The 19,783-nt window shown below is 67.5% G+C and carries 25 protein-coding genes and 1 tRNA gene; 19 read left to right on the top strand and 7 right to left on the bottom strand.

The features are described 5' to 3' along the window. Position 1: 1 nt before the first annotated feature. The 10 genes from ku to ACZYYX_RS14305 all read left to right on the top strand — a co-directional run bounded on the left by ku (position 2) and on the right by ACZYYX_RS14305 (position 7,929). A complete protein-coding gene (gene ku, locus ACZYYX_RS14350) occupies positions 2–946 on the top strand; it encodes a non-homologous end joining protein Ku (RefSeq protein ID WP_463815185.1) in 945 nt (314 codons plus the stop codon). Positions 947–1,001: 55 nt separating this feature from the next. Further along, positions 1,002–1,793 (top strand): SDR family oxidoreductase, encoded by a 792-nt coding sequence (locus tag ACZYYX_RS14345; protein WP_463815184.1) that lies wholly within the window; start codon positions 1,002–1,004, stop codon positions 1,791–1,793. 8 nt (positions 1,794–1,801) lie between these two features. Beyond that, positions 1,802–2,878: an NAD(P)H-dependent amine dehydrogenase family protein gene (locus ACZYYX_RS14340; protein ID WP_463815183.1), complete on the top strand. Its 1,077-nt coding sequence runs from the start codon at positions 1,802–1,804 to the stop codon at positions 2,876–2,878. Between the two features lie 20 nt (positions 2,879–2,898). After that, entirely contained in the window at positions 2,899–3,147 is a 249-nt protein-coding gene (locus ACZYYX_RS14335) for a hypothetical protein (protein ID WP_335330652.1), read from the top strand. Between the two features lie 7 nt (positions 3,148–3,154). Then, the gene (locus ACZYYX_RS14330) at positions 3,155–3,388 is read left to right on the top strand and encodes a hypothetical protein (protein WP_463815182.1); all 234 of its coding nucleotides are present in this window, start codon (positions 3,155–3,157) and stop codon (positions 3,386–3,388) included. A 93-nt stretch (positions 3,389–3,481) separates the two neighbouring features. Then, the gene (locus tag ACZYYX_RS14325) at positions 3,482–4,708 is read left to right on the top strand and encodes an Nramp family divalent metal transporter (protein WP_463815181.1); all 1,227 of its coding nucleotides are present in this window, start codon (positions 3,482–3,484) and stop codon (positions 4,706–4,708) included. A gap of 1 nt (position 4,709) precedes the next feature. Further along, the gene (locus ACZYYX_RS14320; protein ID WP_463815180.1) at positions 4,710–5,774 is read left to right on the top strand and encodes a poly-gamma-glutamate hydrolase family protein; all 1,065 of its coding nucleotides are present in this window, start codon (positions 4,710–4,712) and stop codon (positions 5,772–5,774) included. Between the two features lie 82 nt (positions 5,775–5,856). After that, complete coding sequence (locus ACZYYX_RS14315; protein ID WP_463815179.1) at positions 5,857–6,588, top strand: DUF1365 domain-containing protein; 732 nt, start codon at positions 5,857–5,859, stop codon at positions 6,586–6,588. Between the two features lie 43 nt (positions 6,589–6,631). Further along, positions 6,632–7,213 carry a sigma-70 family RNA polymerase sigma factor gene (locus ACZYYX_RS14310; RefSeq protein WP_463815178.1) on the top strand — a complete coding sequence of 194 codons (582 nt, stop codon included), beginning with the start codon at positions 6,632–6,634 and terminating at the stop codon, positions 7,211–7,213. Beyond that, positions 7,210–7,929, top strand: coding sequence for an anti-sigma factor (locus ACZYYX_RS14305; protein WP_463815177.1), 720 nt, complete (start codon positions 7,210–7,212; stop codon positions 7,927–7,929). Before ACZYYX_RS14310 ends, ACZYYX_RS14305 begins: the two co-directional genes overlap by 4 nt. Here ACZYYX_RS14305 and ACZYYX_RS14300 read toward each other — a convergent pair. Further along, positions 7,926–9,020 carry a glutamate--cysteine ligase 2 gene (locus tag ACZYYX_RS14300; RefSeq protein ID WP_463815176.1) on the bottom strand — a complete coding sequence of 365 codons (1,095 nt, stop codon included), beginning with the start codon at positions 9,018–9,020 and terminating at the stop codon, positions 7,926–7,928. The two genes, ACZYYX_RS14305 and ACZYYX_RS14300, sit on opposite strands and share 4 nt — an antisense overlap. Positions 9,021–9,147: 127 nt before the next feature. Here ACZYYX_RS14300 and ACZYYX_RS14295 point away from each other — a divergent pair, with 127 nt between their 5' ends. After that, the gene (locus ACZYYX_RS14295) at positions 9,148–9,972 is read left to right on the top strand and encodes an LLM class F420-dependent oxidoreductase (RefSeq protein WP_463815175.1); all 825 of its coding nucleotides are present in this window, start codon (positions 9,148–9,150) and stop codon (positions 9,970–9,972) included. A gap of 6 nt (positions 9,973–9,978) precedes the next feature. Here the strand turns inward: ACZYYX_RS14295 and ACZYYX_RS14290 are convergent, their stop codons facing one another. From ACZYYX_RS14290 to ACZYYX_RS14280, 3 genes are read right to left on the bottom strand one after another with little or no spacing between them, the layout of a single operon-like run. Further along, positions 9,979–10,248: a cytochrome C oxidase subunit IV family protein gene (locus ACZYYX_RS14290; protein WP_463815174.1), complete on the bottom strand. Its 270-nt coding sequence runs from the start codon at positions 10,246–10,248 to the stop codon at positions 9,979–9,981. A gap of 1 nt (position 10,249) precedes the next feature. Then, positions 10,250–10,816 (bottom strand): cytochrome c oxidase subunit 3, encoded by a 567-nt coding sequence (locus ACZYYX_RS14285; protein WP_463815173.1) that lies wholly within the window; start codon positions 10,814–10,816, stop codon positions 10,250–10,252. Then, a complete protein-coding gene (locus tag ACZYYX_RS14280) occupies positions 10,813–11,466 on the bottom strand; it encodes a hypothetical protein (protein WP_463815802.1) in 654 nt (217 codons plus the stop codon). Before ACZYYX_RS14280 ends, ACZYYX_RS14285 begins: the two co-directional genes overlap by 4 nt. A gap of 143 nt (positions 11,467–11,609) precedes the next feature. Between ACZYYX_RS14280 and ACZYYX_RS14275 the strand changes: the two genes are divergently transcribed. Then, positions 11,610–11,682: transfer RNA gene (locus tag ACZYYX_RS14275), tRNA-Arg, on the top strand. Between the two features lie 42 nt (positions 11,683–11,724). Here ACZYYX_RS14275 and ACZYYX_RS14270 read toward each other — a convergent pair. Further along, entirely contained in the window at positions 11,725–11,937 is a 213-nt protein-coding gene (locus ACZYYX_RS14270) for a hypothetical protein (RefSeq protein ID WP_463815172.1), read from the bottom strand. Next, positions 11,934–12,914 (bottom strand): IS481 family transposase, encoded by a 981-nt coding sequence (locus tag ACZYYX_RS14265; RefSeq protein WP_463815171.1) that lies wholly within the window; start codon positions 12,912–12,914, stop codon positions 11,934–11,936. The genes ACZYYX_RS14270 and ACZYYX_RS14265 overlap by 4 nt, the downstream gene beginning before the upstream one ends. A gap of 206 nt (positions 12,915–13,120) precedes the next feature. On the opposite strand from ACZYYX_RS14265, the gene ACZYYX_RS14260 reads away from it, so the two are divergent. The 5 genes from ACZYYX_RS14260 (at position 13,121) to ACZYYX_RS14240 (ending at position 16,147) form a co-directional block, all read left to right on the top strand. Then, positions 13,121–13,861 (top strand): SDR family oxidoreductase, encoded by a 741-nt coding sequence (locus tag ACZYYX_RS14260; RefSeq protein WP_463815170.1) that lies wholly within the window; start codon positions 13,121–13,123, stop codon positions 13,859–13,861. A 54-nt stretch (positions 13,862–13,915) separates the two neighbouring features. Further along, positions 13,916–14,869: an AraC family transcriptional regulator gene (locus ACZYYX_RS14255; RefSeq protein WP_463815169.1), complete on the top strand. Its 954-nt coding sequence runs from the start codon at positions 13,916–13,918 to the stop codon at positions 14,867–14,869. Positions 14,870–14,994: 125 nt separating this feature from the next. Beyond that, entirely contained in the window at positions 14,995–15,471 is a 477-nt protein-coding gene (locus ACZYYX_RS14250) for a DUF1772 domain-containing protein (RefSeq protein WP_463815168.1), read from the top strand. 2 nt (positions 15,472–15,473) lie between these two features. Beyond that, complete coding sequence (locus ACZYYX_RS14245; RefSeq protein ID WP_463815167.1) at positions 15,474–15,773, top strand: NIPSNAP domain-containing protein; 300 nt, start codon at positions 15,474–15,476, stop codon at positions 15,771–15,773. Further along, entirely contained in the window at positions 15,773–16,147 is a 375-nt protein-coding gene (locus ACZYYX_RS14240) for a DUF4267 domain-containing protein (RefSeq protein WP_463815801.1), read from the top strand. The genes ACZYYX_RS14245 and ACZYYX_RS14240 overlap by 1 nt, the downstream gene beginning before the upstream one ends. A 4-nt stretch (positions 16,148–16,151) precedes the next feature. Here the strand turns inward: ACZYYX_RS14240 and ACZYYX_RS14235 are convergent, their stop codons facing one another. Then, positions 16,152–16,838, bottom strand: a complete 687-nt coding sequence (locus ACZYYX_RS14235) for a GAF and ANTAR domain-containing protein (RefSeq protein WP_463815166.1) — start codon at positions 16,836–16,838, stop codon at positions 16,152–16,154. 196 nt (positions 16,839–17,034) lie between these two features. Here ACZYYX_RS14235 and ACZYYX_RS14230 point away from each other — a divergent pair, with 196 nt between their 5' ends. Together ACZYYX_RS14230 and ACZYYX_RS14225 are read left to right on the top strand one after the other, a co-directional pair. Then, positions 17,035–18,252, top strand: a complete 1,218-nt coding sequence (locus tag ACZYYX_RS14230) for an acetyl-CoA acetyltransferase (RefSeq protein WP_463815165.1) — start codon at positions 17,035–17,037, stop codon at positions 18,250–18,252. Continuing rightward, positions 18,249–19,772: a carotenoid oxygenase family protein gene (locus tag ACZYYX_RS14225; protein ID WP_463815164.1), complete on the top strand. Its 1,524-nt coding sequence runs from the start codon at positions 18,249–18,251 to the stop codon at positions 19,770–19,772. The genes ACZYYX_RS14230 and ACZYYX_RS14225 overlap by 4 nt, the downstream gene beginning before the upstream one ends. Positions 19,773–19,783: the final 11 nt, after the last annotated feature.

Raw genomic sequence — 19,783 nt, 5'->3', positions numbered from 1 at the left:
GATGCGGTCCATCTGGAAGGGTTCAATCGCCTTCGGGCTGGTCAACGTCCCCGTCAAGGTCTACAGCGCCACCGAGGACCACGACATCAAGTTCCATCAGGTGCACGCCAAGGACAACGGTCGCATCCGCTACAAGCGGGTGTGCGAGGTCGACGGCGAGGTCGTTGAGTACCGCGACATCGCCAAAGCCTATGAGTCCGACGACGGGCAGACGGTGATCATCACCGACGAGGACATCGCCTCCCTGCCCGAGGAGCGCAGCCGCGAGATCGAGGTGTTGGAGTTCGTGCCCGCCAGCGATCTAGACCCCCTGATGTACGACCGGAGTTATTTCCTCGAGCCCGACGGAAAATCGTCGAAATCGTATGTGCTGCTGGCGAAGACATTGATGGAGACCGACCGGGTCGCGATCGTGAACTTCGCGCTGCGCAACAAGACACGGCTGGCCGCGCTGCGGGTCAAGGACTTCAGCAAGCGCGACGTGATGATGATCCACACCCTGCTGTGGCCTGACGAGATCCGCGACCCCGACTTCCCGGTGCTGGACAAGGAAGTCGAGATCAAACCCGCGGAGCTCAAGATGGCCAGCCAGGTCGTCGATTCGATGACCGACGACTTCAACCCCGATCGGTACCACGACGACTACCAGGAACACTTGCACGAGCTGATCCAGGCCAAGCTCGAGGGCGGCGAGGCATTCACCACCGAGGAGCAGCCCACGGAACTCGACGCCTCCGAGGACGTCTCGGACCTGCTGGCCAAGTTGGAGGCGAGCGTGAAAGCCCGCCGGGAGCAGAGCGGCGGCAGTAAGCAGGACTCCGAGGACGACGACGAGCCGGCCAAGAAAGCACCTGCGAAGAAGGCCGCCAAGAAGGCGCCGGCCAAACATGCGGCGAAGAAGGCTCCCGCCAAGAAGGCCGCGAAGAAAGCCGCAGCCAAGAAATAGAACGTGTTCCAAAAATACCTTCCGGGGCGGCGGTTCGCTTGCTAGCGTGACGGCCGTGATCCTGGACAGATTCCGGCTCGACGATCAGGTGGCGGTGGTGACGGGCGCGGGCCGCGGCCTCGGCGCAGCGATGGCGCTCGCCTTCGCAGAAGCAGGCGCTGAAGTGCTGATCTCTGCCCGTACAGAGGCCCAGTTGGAGGAGGTGGCCGAGCAAGTCGCCGCCGTGGGCCGGCGGGCGCACATCGTCGTCGCCGACCTCGCCCACGCCGAGGACACCGCGGCTCTCGCAGCGCAGGCAGTCGAGGCATTCGGCAGACTAGACATCGTCGTCAACAATGTCGGCGGGACCATGCCCAATGCGCTGCTGAACACCTCCACCAAGGATCTGCGCGACGCATTCGCCTTCAACGTCGCCACCGCCCACGCGCTGACGCTCGCCGCGGCACCGCTGATGCTCGAGCACTCGGGCGGCGGCAGCATCATCAACATCACCTCGACGATGGCGCGGGTGTCAGGACGTGGATTCGCGGCCTACGGCACCGCGAAGGCTGCACTGGCGCACTACACACGCCTCTCGGCGCTGGATCTCGCACCGCGCATCCGCGTCAACGCGATCGCCCCGGGCTCGATACTCACCTCTGCGCTCGACATCGTGGCGAGCAACGACGACCTGCGGACACCGATGGAGCAGGCCACGCCGATGCGCCGCCTCGGCGACCCGCTCGACATCGCGGCGGCCGCGGTCTATCTGGCCTCCCCTGCCGGCGCCTACCTCACCGGTAAGACCCTCGAGGTCGACGGCGGCATCACCTACCCGAACCTCGAACTGCCCATCCCCGATCTGTAGAGGACACCATGACGATTCGCGTCGCCGCCATCGGAACCGGAAACGTCGGCAGACACGCACTGGCACAACTGATCTCGGACTCCAGGTTCGAACTGACCGCGGTGTGGGTGTCCTCGGACGCCAAGGCAGGCACCGACGCCGGCGAGCTCGCCGGGCTCGGGGTGTCGACCGGCGTACTGGCCACCACCGATCTCGACGCCGTCATCGACACCGCGCCCGAGGCCGCGGTCTACACCGCGATGGCTGACAATCGATTGCCGGAGGCTCTCGAGGACTATCGGCGCATCCTGGCCGCCGGCATCAACGTCGTCGGAAGCAGCGCGGTGTTCCTGCAGTACCCGTGGGGAGTGTTGCCCGACGAGATGGTGACCCCGCTCGAGGATGCCGCCAAGGCCGGCAATGCCAGCGTCTTCGTCAACGGGATCGATCCCGGCTTCGCAAACGATCTGCTGCCGATGGCTCTGGCAGGTACCTGTCAGAGCATCCAGCAGATCCGCTGCATGGAGATCATCAACTACGACACCTATGACAGTGCGACGGTGATGTTCGACGTCATGGGTTTCGGCGGCAGCCTCGACGAGACGCCGATGCTGCTGATGCCCGGTGTGCTGAGCCTGGCGTGGGGGTCCGTGGTGCGGCAGCTCGCCGCAGGCCTAGGGCTGGAACTCGACGAGGTGACCGAGACCCACACGCGGGTGCCCGCACCCGAGGATTTCGACATCGCCTCCGGCCACATCGCCGAAGGGACCACTGCGGCAATTCGTTTCGAGGTCCGCGGCATGAAGGACGGGGAGGTCGCGGTGGTTCTCGAACACGTCACCCGGCTGCGCGACGATCTGTGCCCGGACTGGCCGCAGCCCGCGCAACCCGGCGGCTCCTATCGCATCGAGATCACCGGCGAACCGTCCTACGCGGTGGATCTGCGCCTGAGCAGTCCCCACGGCGACCACAACCACGCCGGCCTGGTCGCCACGGCCGCCCGCGTGGTCAACGCCATCCCCGCGGTCATCGACGCCGCGCCGGGGATCGTGACAGCGCTCGACTTACCTCCCGTGACTGGCAAAGGTCTGTACGCTAACCGGTGAAACCGCTGAAAGGACCCCGCATGAAGGTTCGCCTGAGTACTGTCGCCGCTCTTCTCGTTGCCGGCGGCGCTTCCGTCGCGATCGCCGCCGCACCCGCTGCCGTGGCACAGCCCACCTGCGTGCAGACCGGTGAAGGCGGCGGATTCCAGGGCGGCGCGAACACTGACTGCCAGTCCCCGGGCAACGCGCAGATCGACTCGCGGCCGAGCGTCTACGCCGAGCCGTGGGAAGGCGGCTTCGGTTGGGGCTACGGCCCGTACGTGATGTGAGCCGAGGATGAAGCGTCGAGTGCTCGGCTTCGCGGCGGTCGTGGGTGCGGGTGCCGCGGTCGCCTGGGGAGGAATGGGCGTCGCGACCGCGATGCCGAAATGCAGCGACGTCGGCAAGACGATCACCTACTGCGAAACCAACGGCAGCACGCAGATCACCGCCACGCCTCCACCCTGGAACTGGGGCGGCTGGCAGGGCGGCGACTACTACCCCTTCGGCGCGTTCGGCTACCTGCCCTGACATATGCCGTGAGGTCCGACTCGTTGCCACGCCGCGAGATTTTCGGCTAACCTAACTTTTCTCTTCGATTCAACGAATAGAAAAGGGCCGTGGGTGAAACCCGACGTCGCAGCGCCGATCCGTCCGTTGTGGCTGCTGCTCGGTCCCGCCTTCGTCGCGGCGATCGCCTACGTCGACCCCGGCAACGTCGCAGCCAACGTCAGCGCGGGCGCCCAGTTCGGCTTCCTCCTCGTGTGGGTGATCGTCGCCGCCAACGCGATGGCATGCCTGGTCCAGTACCTGTCCGCGAAGCTCGGTCTGGTGACCGGCCGATCGCTGCCCGAAGCCGTGGCCGACCGGATGGGCACCCCGTCACGGCTGGCCTACTGGGTGCAGGCAGAGCTCGTGGCCATGGCGACCGATCTCGCCGAGATCGTGGGCGGCGCCATTGCGCTCTACCTGCTGTTCGATCTGCCTCTTCTGGTCGGCGGCGTGATCACCGGCGCGGTCTCCCTGGTCCTGCTGATGGTCAAGGATCGAAGCGGCCAGACTGTGTTCGAGCGCGTCATCACCGGCCTGCTGGCGATCATCGCCGTCGGCTTCTTCACCAGCCTGTTCGCCGCACCACCTCCCGCCGGCGAGGCCCTCGCAGGGCTGGTGCCCCGCTTCGAGGGACCGGAGAGCATCCTGCTGGCGGCCGCGATGCTCGGCGCGACGGTCATGCCCCACGCGGTGTACCTGCACTCCGGGCTGGCCCGCGATCGACACGGCCATCACGCGGCGGGGCCTCGGCGTAAGGCACTCCTGCGCGCCACCCGGTGGGACGTCGGTGCCGCGATGCTGGTCGCCGGCGCGGTGAATCTGTCGATGCTGCTGGTGGCAGCGACCACGCTGCAAGGAATGCCGGACACCGATTCGATCGAAGGGGCTTTCGCCGCCGTTCAGAGCACGCTCGGTCACACCGTGGCGCTGCTGTTCGCGATCGGGCTGCTGGCGTCCGGGCTCGCGTCGTCGTCGGTCGGCGCGTATGCCGGCGCGATGATCATGCAGGGCCTCCTGCGCAGATCGGTGCCGCTGCTGACCCGCCGCCTGATCACGCTGCTGCCCGCGCTGGCGGTGCTCGCGGCAGGCGTCGACCCGAGCCGCGCGCTGGTGTTGTCCCAGGTGGTGCTGTCCTTCGGCATCCCGTTTGCGCTCATCCCCCTGATCCGGCTGACCAGTGACCGATCGCTGATGGGCACCGACGTCAACCGACGCATCACCACGACCCTGGGCTGGCTCGTCGCCGGCCTGATTAGTGTGCTCAACGTGGCGCTCATCTATCTGACGCTGACGGGCTGAATTGTCGGCACGTCACCATTACTTCGCGTACGGCTCCAATCTGTCGGTGCGCCAGATGGCGCAGCGCTGCCCTGACGCCACCGATCCGCAGCCCGCCACCTTGGCCGACCACGACTGGCTGATCAACGAACGCGGAGTCGCCACCGTTGAACCACAGCCCGGCGGGGTGGTGCACGGCGTGCTGTGGCGCGTCTCCGACCACGACCTGGCGACGTTGGACAGCGCCGAGGGTGTCCCGGTGCGGTACCGGCGCGATGCACTGACCGTGCACACGGCCCACGGCCAGCGCACCGCCTGGGTCTACATCGACCATCGCGTGGAGCCGGGACCGCCGCGCCCCGGCTATCTGGAACGGATCCTCGAGGGCGCCCAGCATCACGGCCTGCCTCACCGGTGGATCGACTTCCTCCAGCGGTGGGACCCGACGCGGTGGCCTCGCCGCGACGCTGACCCGAATTCGACTCCCCCACAATCTTTTTCGGAACTCCTAGCGGCGCCCGGGATCACCGAGGAGAGCGCGCTGCGATCACAGTTCGGGTTCCTTGCCATCCACGGCGGTGGGCTCGAGCAGATGACCGATGTCATCGCACGCCGGGCCGCCGATGCGGCGGACGCGTCCCTCTACGTCGTCCACCATCCCGACCGCTACCCCCACCATCTCGCGTCGGCTCTCTACGATCCCGCGCAGTCACCCCGCCTGGCGGAGTTCCTCGACCACGTCGACGTCGCCGTGTCCCTGCACGGATACGGCCGGATGGGCCGCAGCACCGAACTCCTGGCCGGCGGTCGGCATCGAGAACTCGCGCAGCACCTCGCGCAGCACATCGCCATTCCGGGCTATCGAGTGATCACCGACCTCGATGCGATCCCGCGCGAGCTGCGCGGTCTGCACCCGGACAACCCGGTCAACCGGACCCGCGGCGGGGGCGCCCAGCTGGAACTCTCCGCGCGGGTCCGCGGCATCAGCCCGCGCAGCGGGCTTCCGGGTGACGACGGGCTGGCTCCCGCCACGTCCGCTCTGGTGCAGGGACTGGTGCGGGCCGCACGGTCCTGGCACCACGCCTGACAGAGAGACACCATCGCGGCGCAATCCGCAACCCGGACTGCTCCGAATACCGGGTGTGGAACAACAGGGCGGCGCTGCGGACATGACCGCTGCGATCTACCGCACCCGGATCACGCACCTGCGGCGTGCCCCGGTGCATCACTATTTCGAGCACCGCAGCTACAGCTGGCTGATCGACCTCGACCACATACCGGACGTACCGGGATGGCTGCGTCCGTTCGCGACCTTCGATCCCGCCGACCATCTCTGGCCCGCACCCGTGGACACCCTGCGCGGCCGCGTCGAGGCATTTCTCGCCGACAAGGGCATCGACCTCGCCGGCGGTCGGATCACCGCTTTGCTGCAGCCCCGGGTGCTCGGCTCGGTGTTCAACCCGGTCACCTTCTATTGGTGCCACGGCCCGGACGGCGCGCTGCGGCATGTCATCGCCGAGGTGCAGAACAGCTGCGGTGAGCGGCACGCCTACCTACTGCCGCCGTCGGGTGACTGGCCCGCGATGGTCACCAAGAAGCTGTACGCCTCGCCGTTCAACGACGTCGACGGCCACTATCTGATCAGTGCACCGCATCCCGGCGAGCGCCTCGACCTGCGCATATCGCTGCATCGCGAGAACCTGCCGGCGTTCGTCGCGACGATGCGAGGCGAGCGCCGAGCCGCCGGGATCACCCAGATCCTGGCGCTGCAGATCGTGTCGCCGCTGGCACCGATGATGAACTCCCTCAGCGTGCGAATGCAGGGCAGGCTGCTGCGCCTGCGCCGCGTCCCGGTGGTGCCCCACCCCTCTGAAGAGCGGGAGAAGGTGTATCACTCGTGATCGACAAGGCCACCTGGTGACGGCCACCTTGCCCAGAACGTCCGTGGATGGCACGGAGGCAGCCGCTAGGCTACCGCTCGTGACCGCGGAACTCGACGCTTTGCTGCGCCAGGTGGCCCGCCAGGACGTGGACGCCTTCGCCGCTCTCTACGATCAGACCCGGTCACGGGTCTTCGGTCTGGTCCTGCGCGTCCTGCGCGACCCGGGGTACAGCGAGGAGACCACGCAGGACATCTACCTGCAGGTGTGGCGCAATGCCCACACCTACGACTCGTCGGCGGGTTCACCCCTGGCGTGGCTGATGACCCTGGCGCACCGGCGCGCGGTGGACCGGGTGCGCTCCGAGCAGGCTGCCAGCACCCGGGAATCCCGCTACGGGGCCGCCAACGTCGAGACGCCCACCGATCACGTCGCCGACGAGGTGATCTTGGACGAGGAGCGCCGCCAGGTCGCAGCGTGCCTCGGCTCGCTCACCGACACCCAACGCGAATGCATCCAGTTGGCGTATTACGACGGTCTTACCTATGTGCAGGTTTCCGAGCATCTCTCGACGAACCTTGCCACCATCAAGTCGCGGATGCGTGACGCCATCCGCGGTCTCCGCCGATGCCTGGGGGTGACATGACCAGCCCGGAAGAACTGCTGTCCCTTGCGACGCCCTATGCGCTGCATGCGCTCAGTGACCATGAGGTCGACGACATCAACCGTCGGCTCAGCGACGCCCCGCCCGGCGAGGCCGAGGCGTTCCGCGCCGAAGTCCGCGCCGTGCGCGAGACGATGGCGGTGATCGCCGAAGCCACCGCCGTCGAACCACCGCCTGAACTGCGTGCGCAGGTCTTGAACCAGATCTCACGCAGTGGCGGCGGCGCTTCGGTGCGTGCCCTCGCGCCTAAACGACGCCGCTGGGCCACCGTGATGCTCTCCGCGGCGGCCGTCGTGGCCGTCGGCCTCGGCGCTCTCGGCGTCGGGATCGCGATGCGCCCGACCGCGTCGGAGTCGACGACCGACCAGATCTTCGCCGCACCCGACGTGCGGACCGTGTCGGGCGAGATTCCCGGCGGCGGCACAGCGACGCTGGTCTTCTCCCGGGAGCGCGATTCCGGCGTCCTCGTGATGAACAACGTGACACCGCCCAAGGGGGGGACGGTCTACCAGATGTGGCTGGTCGCTGCCGACGGCCCACATTCAGCGGGCACGATGGATGCCGGCGCGGTCACACCGTCGACCACGGCGGTGCTCCCGGACCTCGGGGCGTCGAAGTCACTGGCGTTCACGATCGAACCGCCCGGCGGATCGAAGGAACCCACCACGCCGGCCTTCGCCGAACTCCCGTTGACCTAGAACTCCAACGTCGCGTCAGCCGCGACGGCGACCACGTCGCGCACGTCGTGGCGGCGTCGCCACGCGCGCCGTTGACGTATCGCCCCGTTTCCCTGCTCGGCGACGGCGGCCAGACCCCGGCGCACGACGTCCTCGTCGCCGGTGACCTCCAGCGCCGGACGCACCCAGTCGACCAGGTGCGCCAGCAACGTCTGCATCGGGGCGGCCGAGTTGTCACGCAGGTCGACGCCCGTACCGTCGACGCCGTCACGCGCGGCCTTCCAGTACGCCGCCTTGAGCCTCCAGGCGTCCAGCGTCGGCTGCGCCTCAGCGCGTTCTTCCTCGGCGAGAGCGGTCATCACGGCCGCGCGGGCCAATGCCGCGAAGAGCACCGTCTCCCCCACCGTCGCGGGGACGTCGGCCACGCGGATCTCGACGGTCGGGAAGTTCGCCGAAGGCCGCACATCCCAATAGACCATGCCGTCGTCGCGGATCACCTCGGACTCCACGAGCATCCGCACGGCAGCGTCGTAGTCCGCGGCGGAATCGAACCGTGGCGGCGGCCCCGCGCTCGGCCAGCGCGCCCACAGCACGCTGCGCCAGCTGGAGTGGCCGGTGTCGGCGTTGCGGTAGATCGCCGAGTTGGCGGTCAGCGCGAGCAGCGTCGGCAGCCATGGGCGCAGCCGATTCGACACCACGACCGCCGCGTCCCGATCCGGGACGGCGACGTGCACGTGGCACCCGCAGATGCCCTGTTCGTGGGCGATCATGCCGAACCGGTCGCCGATGTCGCGGTAGCGCGGCGTGTCGGTGATCGGGAAGTCGTGCGGCAGGGTCGGCGGCAGACCCGCCGCGAGGAGCCGCGCACCAGCTCGCCCGGCGGCGTCGGCGGCGGTGCGGCGCAGCCGTACCAGCGCGCGGTGGAGTTCGTCGGCGGTGTGCGCGACGTCCGTCGCCGTCTCGATCTGGCAGCTGGTGAGCTCGAGTTGCAGCTCGATGCCCAGTTCGGCGGCGTGCTCGGCGACCTCCCGGTTACGCGGAAGCGGTGCACCGGACTCGGGATCGACGAGGAGGAACTCCTCCTCGACGCCGATCGTGGGAATGTCTGCCATGGCCGTGCGGGTCCCTAAATTTTGATCCGGCCCGTCGGATATTCACGACGGGCCGGATCTGCGGGGAAAGACTGCAGCGTTAGTGCCCCTGCCGGATCCGCTTCAAACCTGTCCCTACGATCGAATCGTGGCCAGAGAATTTCGATTCGGTATCGGCGTCATGCGCGGCACGTCACGCCGCCAGCTGCACGATTTCGCACGTCAGGCCGAGGGCCTGGGCTATGACGTGGTGCACGTGCCGGACCATCTCGGTGGGCCGGCGCCGTTTCCGGTGATGACGACGATCGCGATGGCGACGTCAACGCTGCGCGTCGGCTCGTTCGTCCTCAACGCGGCGTTTTATCGACCGGCGCTTCTGGCACGAGACGTGGCGGCCGTGCGCGACGTCTCCGAGGGCAGGCTCGATCTCGGGCTGGGCACCGGCTACGTCAAGGAAGAGTTCGATGCTGCAGGCATCCCGTTCCCGAGTGCCGGCGCACGGGTCGAGCACCTGCGCGACACGTGCGCATATCTGGCCGAGCACCTTCCCGATGTGCCGATCATGATCGCCGGCAACGGCGATCGGGTGTTGCGGCTCGCGGCCCGGGTCGCCGACATCGTCGGGCTCACCGGAGGCGATCGGGCGGCGGGTGCCGACGAGGACCCGCTGGCGGACCGGATCGCGTTCGTGCGTGACGCCGCCGGTGATCGCTTCGATGCGCTGGAGCTGAACATCGCGATCACCGCGATGCCGCTGGACGGTTCGGGCATGCCCGACCTGACCATCCCGAGACACTTCCTGCCCGGTCTCTCCGATGACGAGCTGCTGCGCCATCCGGGTGTGCTGTCGGGGTCCGCGGCCGAGATGGCCGATCGCATTCGCGGCTACCGGGACCGGTACGGCATCACCTACGTCACGGTTCAGGACAGGCACGCCGAAGCCTTCGGCGAGGTCATCGCGCTGCTGAAATAGGTTGCGCTACCACCACAGATAGAGCGCCGAGAGCAGCGCCCACATCCCGACGCAGTACGCCTCGAACGCGGCACGCAACGGGATCGGCGCGTGCCGCAGCTCCATGAAGTCGAGGCCGACGAGACGCACCTTGATCGCCGCGATGGCCAGCACGAGCACGCCGACGGCCGAACCGGTGCCGTGGTCGGCGCCGACCACCCAGGACACGATGGTGGCGGCGACGAGTACCAACCAGGTGAGCCCGGCGCGGTTCTTGAGCAACTGCAGGACCGTCATCTCAGCTCACCAGATAGAGCAGCGCGAACAGGAAGATCCACAGCAGGTCCACCAGATGCCAGAAGCACGCGGCGCCTTCCACCAATGCCGTACGCGTGACGCTGAGGTCCGTGCGTCGGGTCTGGGTGAGCAGGAATGTCAGGGCACCGAGTCCGAGGCAGACGTGGAACAGATGCAGGCCGGTGAGGATGACGTAGTAGAGGTAGAAGTGGTTGGCGCCCGGGCCGTGCCCCGCCGATGCGAGCAGGACGTATTCGGTCACCTTGAGAGCGATGAAAACCAGGCCGCAGCCGATGGCCGCGCCGGCCGCCCGGGTGGCGATGGCGTGCCGGCCGGCGCGCATCGCCCCCAGGGCGAGCACGACACACAGCGAGCTGGTCAACAGCACGAGCGTGTTGGTGACGCCGATCCCGATGTGCAGAGTGGTACGCGCTTCGTCGAAAACCGCTGGCGCTGTTGCGCGTTCGACAAGGAAGGTGACGAAGAAGGCGCCGAAGACGGCCATGTCGCCGAACAAGAAGACCCAGGTGCCGCTCTCGGCGGGCACCCGGCGGGCGGTGGTCGTCACCCCGACAGTGCCCGCTGCGTGCTGATCGATCTCAGGATCACCGCGGTGGTCGCGAACAACCAGACGACGAGCACGAGTCCGGGGATGTAGAACGCGAACACCCCGTTCCACGCGAGCGGGCCGTCGTTGAACACGACGACGACGCAGCCCGGCAGTGAGAGGGTGGCCACCCAGAGGTTGAGATAGCCGTACCAGCGCGGAAAGGTCGGGGTGTCGGCCTGATCGGTGAACGACGCGATGGCCAGCGTGATGTTCTGCACGATGATGGTGCCGACGATGCCGATGAACCACAGCCAGAAGACGTCATTGAGTGCCTGGGTGAGTTCGGCGGACCGCTCTTCGGGCCGGAACGCGGCCACACCGAGGAAGAACTGCGGGAAGACCAGCGCCGGCACGAACACGGTGGCGGCCATCAGTTGGGTCATCGTCAGCATGCCCCAGCCGCCCTCGGCACGTTTGATGCGCAGCACGATAGCCGCGAGGAACGGCAGCGCCAGTGCCGCGCTGAGCAGCGCCCCGGAGACGCCGAAGCGGATCCAGAGTTTGTGGTCGACGAAGAAGGCGGCGATCTCGTCGGCGGGCGCGGCGGGCGACAGTGGCGGGAAAAGCTGCGCGACGCCGGAGAAGCTGGCGCCGTAGAGAACGATCATGATGCTGCCCGACCAGGCGCCGATGCGTTGCAGTGTCAGCTCCACGCTGGGCACGCTACCGGCGCCGTTCTCTAGTTTTGTCACTTTTGCCATATCGCGCAGACTGGGGTTCAGCGGCTGTCGACCGGTAAGCTCCCAGCGTCGCCCCCGTAGCTCAGGGGATAGAGCACGGCTCTCCTAAAGCCGGTGTCGCAGGTTCGAATCCTGCCGGGGGCACGCTGTGATGTCGCAGGACATCGGAATAGCCGCGGACCTACTTTAGGTCCGCGGTTTTTTCCGTTTGGGGCCTTTGCGGGCGCCGGTGGGTTGGTAGTCCCTGGTGGGGTCGAGTGTGAAGTCGCGCAGGACTTCTCCGGTGGCGGCGTTGATGACGGTGATGTGGTGGTCCTGGGCGAGGATGAGGACGCGGGTTCGGTAGTGGTGGCGGCCGATGCCGATGTGGTGCAGCCGCCCGTTGACGCGCAGAGTCACGGCTCCTGCTGGTCGACGCGGTCGGTGCGGACGCGGTTGTGGGTGTCGATGCGGGTTGCTGGGTCGGCTTTGGGGCGGCTGGTGTAGACCACAGCTGGAGTGGCTCGGTGGGGCAGGGATCGGTGCGGGCGGCGGTGGTTGTATTCGTCGACGAAGGCATCGAGTTGGGTTTGCAGTTCGGCGATGGTGGTGGCGCGGGGTCGGCCGGTGAGCCACTTTTTGAGGGTTTGGTGGAAGCGTTCCACTTTCCCGCAGGTGGTGGGGTGGTGCGGGGTGGAGTTGATTTGGTGGACCCCGAGGCGGTGGAGTTCGGCTTCAAAGCCGTTGCGTCCGCCTTTGCCGCCGGCGAGGCGGGTGGTGAACACCATGCCGTTATCAGTCAGTGTGGAGTAGGGGATGCCATGGTGGGCAACGGCTTTGGCGAATTCATCGACGACGATAGCGCCGGTGACGCGGCGGTGGGCGGTCACAGAGATCGCTAGGCGGGAGCAGTCGTCGAGCCAGCACAGGATTTCAGTGTCGACACCGTGTGTGAGGCGCCAGTGGGTGAAGTCGGCTTGCCAGCGTTGGTTGGGTTGGGTGGCGGCGAAGCGGATGTAGGAGCTTTTCGGGCGTTTCTGTGGGGTGGGTTCGACCAGGCCCGCGCGGGTGAGATGGCGGCTGATTGTCGCGGTTGATACGCGTAGATGGTGGTGGTGTTCGAGGTGCCAGGCGATGGTGTGGGGGCCGGCGTCGAGTCCTTTGCCGGTGAGGGTGCGACGTAGATCGAGGATGAGGTCGATGGTCGATTGTGGGAGCCGTCCTGGGCTGGTGTGGGGGCGCCGGGATCGGGGTTCGAACGCGGCGTCGCCGTCGAGGGTATAGCGCTTGATCAGCCTCGAGATCCAGCTCTGGGAGACGCCGTAATCGCGGGCGACCTGCGATTGTGAGCGGCCCTCCACGAGGACAGCGGTGATGACCAGACGAGCCTTCGACACCAGCCGAAACTGGCCCACACGCCTATGCCGATGTCGCGAGACACCCTATTCCGATGTCCTGAAACACCACACTGCCGGGGGCACGCTGTGTATGCATGGCGTCGGCTGATGCTTGACGGTTGCTGTGGCTGACGCAAGACGATCGCGAAGCTCTTCAAGACGGGACGGCGTTGTCCACCTCGCCTGCGCTCAATAGCTTCTCCTTCATGACCTCAGCGCTCATCACCGGCTGCTCCTCGGGCTACGGCCTCGCCACTGCGAAGAAATTCCTCGACCAGGGATGGAACGTCGTCGCCACCATGCGAACACCACGTCACGGCGTGCTGCCGGCCTCGGACCGGCTGCGGATCGTCGCACTCGACGTCACCAACCCGGACAGCATCGCGAACGCGATCCAGGCCGCGGGTCCGATCGACGTCCTGGTCAACAACGCAGGGATCGGCGGGATCGGCCCCTTCGAGTCGACCCCCATGGAGACCACGCGAGAACTGTTCGACACCAACACCTTCGGCGTCATGGCGGTAACGCAGGCCGTGGTGCCACAGATGCGGGAACGCCGCTCGGGCGTCATCGTCAACGTCACCTCCAGCACCACACTGGCGGCAATGCCATTGGCCGCTGTCTACACCGCGAGCAAGTCCGCAATCGAGGGCTTCTCCGGGTCACTGGCTTTGGAGCTGGGGTACTTCGGCGTTCGGGTCAAGCTCGTCGAGCCCGGCTACGGTCCATCGACGGCGTTCACCAGCAACGGCGCCGACCGCATGAGTCGCACCCCCGAGGACTACCTGCCCTTCACCACCCCCATCATGGAGGCGTTCGGTCAGCCTGGTGAGGTGACCACCCCCGGTGACGTCGCCGACGTGGTGTTCACCGCCGCAACGGACACATCGGATCAGCTGCGCTTCCCCGCAGGACCCGATGCAGTGGCATTGGCGCAATCGGCCTGATGTCCTCGCTTCGGACGTCGGCGGCCGAGGAGTCGCCGCGCTAGCGTCTGCGGCATGGGCGACACCGAACCGATGGAGGAGTTGATGTCGCTGCTGCGCCCGGAAGCAGTCCTGGCCAAGGTCATCAGCGGCGACGGCCAGTGGGGCGTCCGGAAGCCACGTTACGGCGACCCCGCGTTCTGTCTCATGCTCGAGGGATCGTGCCTGCTGGAGCCCGCCGGTCTCGACGAGATCGAACTGCAGCGTGGCGATTTCCTACTCTTCCCTCAAACGCCCGAATTCACGATGCGCAGCCACCAGGACGCGCCCGCCGTGTTCTCGCCGCTCGATCACTCACGCGACACCCACCACGGCGACTCCTCCGCGCCGATCACCATGCGCATGCTCGGCGGCTACTTCCGCTTCGACCCGGCCAGCGCCTCGCTGCTGGTCGCTCTCCTTCCACCGGTGATCGTGGTGCGCGGGGGCCAGCCCGGAGCGGCCCGGCTGACTCGCCTGGTCGAGCTGATCACCGAGGAAGCAGACACCGACGGACCCAGTCGTGACGTGATCCTCAAGCGTCTCGTCGAGGTGCTCGTCATCGAGGCCGCCCGGCTCCCTGGCGCACCAGAGCTGGGCAGCCGTGGCCGGGGGTTGATCGCCGGCCTCGCCGACCCGGTGCTCGCCCCGGCACTGCGCGCACTGCACGCGGACGTCGCCCGCGGCTGGACAGTCGAGCACCTCGCCCGCGTGGCCGCGGTGTCGCGCTCAGTGTTTGCGCAAAGATTCACCGGGACAGTGGGTTTGACGCCCATGCAGTACCTCCTCGAGTGGCGGGTGGCCTTGGCGAAGGATCTGCTGCGGACCGATCGCGCCACCGTCGCGCGCGTGGCTCAAGTGGTCGGCTACCAGTCGGCGACCGCCTTCACGACCGCGTTCGCACGAGTGGCAGGGTGCTCGCCCTCGGAGTACGCCCGCCTATCCGCCGCAGGGTCGGACGCCAGGCGGCCCGAGCGCCTCGAGGCTTGACCTAAAGCCATGCGGCATGCGGTTACCTGGCAGTTAGCGGCGCATCACGGGAATAGCACTGCTATTGCTGACGTTCGCTGTAAGGGTTAGCGTCGCTAACACCTTACTCGAACGAGGGAGTCCCGATGGACCTCGACCTGTTGATCCGCATCGCCGCGATCGTCACGGTGCTCGGCACCGGCGTCGTGTACGGCACCGATGTGTTCTGCGCGATGGTGATGCGCCCGGCACTGGCACACGTCGGCGATGACGCCCTCGTGGCCGTCATGGGCCAGGTACACCGCTACGGAGACCGCCGCATGCCCGTGCCCGGCGTGCTCGGCATCCTCGGCGCGCTGGTCGCCACCGTCACCGCCGCAGTGACGGCCCACTGGGTGCAGGCCGTTGCCGCAGGCATCGCCACGGCGGCTCTGCTGATCTGGCTTCTGCTCTACACCCGACTCAGCGCGCCCATCAACCGTCAACTCGCCGAAGCCGCCGACGTCGGCCGCACACCCACGAACAGCCGTGCGCTGCAAGCAAAGTGGGACTCCATCATCACCGCCCGCGCCTCCCTGCAAGGCGTGGCCGTGGCCGCGGCGTGCCTCGCCCTACTGAGCTGATCATGTTCCAGCTCAGGACCTACACGCTGCGTTCACCCGAGGCGCTGCATCGCTACGCCGATGTGCATTGGCAACGCCACCTCACCACCTTCGCGTCCTTCGGCGTCACCACCCACGCCGTGTGGACCGACCCAGGCTCCCGCCGACTGTTCGCCGTCGTCTCCTATCCGTCGGGCGCCGACCCCGATGAGGTCACCCACCGGGTCATGGCGAGCCTCGAGTTCGCGGCCGACATGGCCGGTTTCGACATCACCGACATCCTCGCTGTACACACCACCCTTCTCGACCAGGAGACCTCGTGATCATCACCATCGGCTACGTCCTCGCCGGCCTTCTCGCCGTCGCCATCATCGCCATCGGCGTCAGATTTCTCGTCGCCCCGACCGTGGCCGCCGCGGGCTACGGCGTGCCCCTGGAGATCGACCGGCCCGGCGCTCGCGCCTACCTAAGCGTGAAGGGCATTCGCGACATCGCCACCGGGGTCATCGTCATCGTGCTGATGCTCGCTCACGCCACCCACCCCATCGGCTGGGTCATTCTGGCCGCCACGATCATCCCCCTCGGCGACGCCCTGGTCGTGGTCGGCAACCGCGGCCCCCGGTCCATCGCCTACGGGGTGCACGGCGGCACCGCCGCGGTCATGCTCGTGACCAGCGCCCTGCTGATCGGCGGGTGAACCCTCAGTTGCCCCGGGTTTCGATCACGCGCTCGGCGATGTCGGTCAGCTTGGTGTTGCTGTCCTGCGAGAGCCGGCGCAGCATGTCGAAAGCCGCGACGTCGTCGACGTTGTAGCGCTCCATGATGATGCCCTTGGCCTGACCGATGCGGTCACGCGTGGACAGCGCCGACTGCAGCTGCTCGTGATGGCGGCTGGCGAGGATCGCGGCGGCGGCGTGTGCCGCCAGGACCGCACCGATGTTCTCGTCGGCGGCGTCGAATGCATTCGGTTCGACCGCGAACAGGTTCAGCGCCCCGGCGGTCTGCGAGCTGGTGTAGAGCTTGAACGACAGACCGCTGCGTACGCCCAACTCCACGGCGGCCGCCGAATAGCGGGGCCAGCGGGATTCGGTGGCGAAGTCGTCGGCGCGCACGATGGTCTCCTCGAGAGCGGCCTCCAGGCACGGTCCTTCGCTGTACTTCATCTGCAGCCGGTCCAGCTCGTTCGGCAACTCGGAGGTGCCGGCGACGGACTCGAAGCGGCCAGCTTTGCCGACGAACAGGATGCCGGCAGCGTCGGTGCTGGGAATCAACTCCAGCACTTCTCGGGTGACATCGGACAGTACGTCTTCGACGCTGCGCGGCGAGGCGACCGCCCGGGCGAGCTCGGCCATCCGCAGTGCCAGGTCGCGGTTGGTCGAACCGGTCATGACCTCGTGAACTCCTTCATCGAAAGGAACCGTACACCGCGCGGGGTTTGCGGTGCGGGTGTGCGGGCAATGCAGGGCCGCAGACAGGGGTGTCGGTCGACCGAGACGTCTGTCAGGTCTCGTCGGTTCAGACATGCAGCCGACGAGACCGCCTAGACCCTGTCACTCTGCTAAGTGAAGTAGTAGCGTCACGCGAGTGAGCACAGCCGGCGTCTGGATCCTGGGCGGCTACCAGAGCGACTTCGCGCGCAACCTCGAACGGGAAGGGTCCGACTTCGCCGCACTCACGGCGGAGGTCGTCGATGCGACACTGACCGCCGCCCGGGTCGACGCGACCGACATCGGCGTCGTCCACGTGGCCAATGCATTCGGTGAGCTGTTCGCGCGCCAAGGCCACCTCGGCGCGATGCCGGCAACGGTGTGCGACGGCCTGTGGGACACCCCCGCCACCCGGCACGAGGCCGCCTGCGCCTCCGGCAGCGTCGCCACCCTGTCCGCCGTCGCCGATCTGCGGTCCGGCGCCTACGACAGTGCGCTCGTGATCGGCGTCGAACTGGAGAAGACCGTGCCCGGTGACACCGCGACGGCCATCCTCGGCACCGCGGCGTGGACGGGCCACGAAGGCGCCGACGCGAAATACATGTGGCCGCACATGTTCGACGTCGTCGCCGCCGAATACAACCGCCGCTACGGGCTCGACGACGCCCATCTGCGTGCCATCGCCGAGCGCAACTTCGCCAACGCGCAGACCAACCCGAACGCCCAGACCCGGTCCTGGGCCGTGCCGCAGCCGCTCACCGCCGACGACGTCAGCAACCCGCGCGTCGAGGGCAGGCTGCGCCGCTTCGACTGCAGCCAGATCACCGATGGGGGCGCCGGCATCGTCCTGGTCACCGACGGCTGGCTGCGCGCACATCCTGGCGCACACCCGCTGGCCCGCATCGACGGCTGGGGCCACCGCACCGTCGGCCTCGGACTGAATCAGAAGCTGCAGCGGTCCGCACAGTCGCCCTATGTGCTGCCCCACGTGCGCGCGGCCGTTCACGACGCCTTCGACCGAGCCCACCTCACCCTCGACCACATCGACGGCTTCGAGGTCCACGACTGCTTCACCCCCAGCGAGTACCTCGCCATCGACCACATCGGACTGACCGAGCCGGGACAGTCGTGGCAGGCCATCGAGAGCGGCGACATCGACCCCGACGGTCGGTGCCCGATCAACCCCAGTGGTGGGCTCATCGGCGGCGGCCACCCCGTCGGCGCCTCGGGAGTCAGGATGCTCCTCGACGCCGCCCGTCAGGTGAGCGGTACCGCCGGCGGCTATCAGGTCGACGGCGCAACCACGTTCGGCACCCTCAACTTCGGTGGCAGCACGGCCACCACCGTCAGCTTCGTCGTCGGGAGTCACTCATGAATCTGCGCACCCATCCCGAAGTGGTCGCCTCCTTCTTGTCCACGCTGCCGCCGGACGACGACCACCCCTATCGCACCGGCCCCTGGCGACCGCAGACCACCGAGTGGGACAGCGACGATCTCGAGGTCGTCGCCGGCACCATTCCCGACGACCTCGACGGGGCGTACCTGCGCAACACCGAGAACCCGCTGCATCCGGCACTCAAGAACTACCACCCGTTCGACGGTGACGGCATGCTGCACATCGTCGGCTTCCGGGACGGAAAGGCGTTCTACCGCAACCGCTTCGTCCGTACCGACGGGTTCCTCGCCGAGAACGAGGCCGGCGGGCCGCTGTGGCCGGGCATCGCCGAGCCGGTCGAACTCGCTCGCCGTGACTATGGCTGGGGTGCACGGACATTGATGAAGGATGCGTCGTCGACCGATGTGGTCGTGCATCGCGGGGTGGCGTTGACAAGCCACTACCAGTGCGGCGATCTCTATCGCATCGATCCGTGCACCGGAGATGCGCTGGGCAAGGAGGACTGGAACGGCGGCTTCCCACGCGAGTGGGGAGTGTCCGCGCACCCCAAGGTCGACGGCGATGAACTGCTGTACTTCAGCTACAGCAAGCAGGCGCCCTACCTGCGCTACGGCGTGGTCGGCGGCGCGGGCGACGTGGTGCACACCGTCGACGTCGGACTCCCCGGTCCGCGGCTGCCCCACGACATGGCGTTCACCGAGAACTACGTGATCCTTAACGACTTTCCGCTGTTCTGGGACGCCGCGCTGCTCGAGCACAATGTGCATCTGCCGCGCTTCCACCGCGACACCCCGTCGCGGTTCGCGGTCATCCCGCGTCGCGGCGACGCCTCCCAGATCCGGTGGTTCGAGGCCGACCCCACCTACGTTCTGCATTTCCCCAACGCCTACGAAGACGGCGACGAGATCGTGCTCGACGGGTTCTTCCAGGGCGATCCCGAACCAGCCGACAACGGGATGGGCAACAAGTGGCAGCGTGCCTTCCGGTTCCTCGCACTCGACCGGATGCAGGCCCGGCTGCACCGCTGGCGGTTCAACCTCGCGACAGGCGAGGTCCGTGAGGAGCAATTGACCGACAGCATCAGCGAATTCGGCATGATCAACCCCAACCACGCCGGTCGCGCGCACCGCTACACCTACGCCGCGACGGGCAAGCCCTCCTGGTTCCTGTTCGACGGGCTGCTCAAGCACGACCTGCACACCGGCCGCGAGGAGCGCTTCGCCTTCGACGAGGGCGTCTACGGCAGCGAGACCGCGATGGCGCCCCGCCCGGGTGGTACCGCCGAAGACGACGGTTACCTCATCACGTTGACCACCGACATGAACGCCGACGCGTCGTACTGTCTGGTGTTCGACGCGGCCCGGGTCGCCGACGGACCGGTCTGCACACTCGCACTGCCCGAACGGATCTCGAGCGGCACCCACTCGACGTGGGCGGCGGGGTCGGAGTTGCCGCGGTGGCGCGACGAGGATTCTGCGGCCGCCGCGATCGGGTTGTGATCGACGCCCCG

The organism is Mycobacterium sp. IDUB_1 (assembly GCF_055419625.1).
The sequence above is the reverse complement of the archived record's forward strand: the minus strand, read 5'-3'. Positions and strand labels throughout refer to the sequence as shown.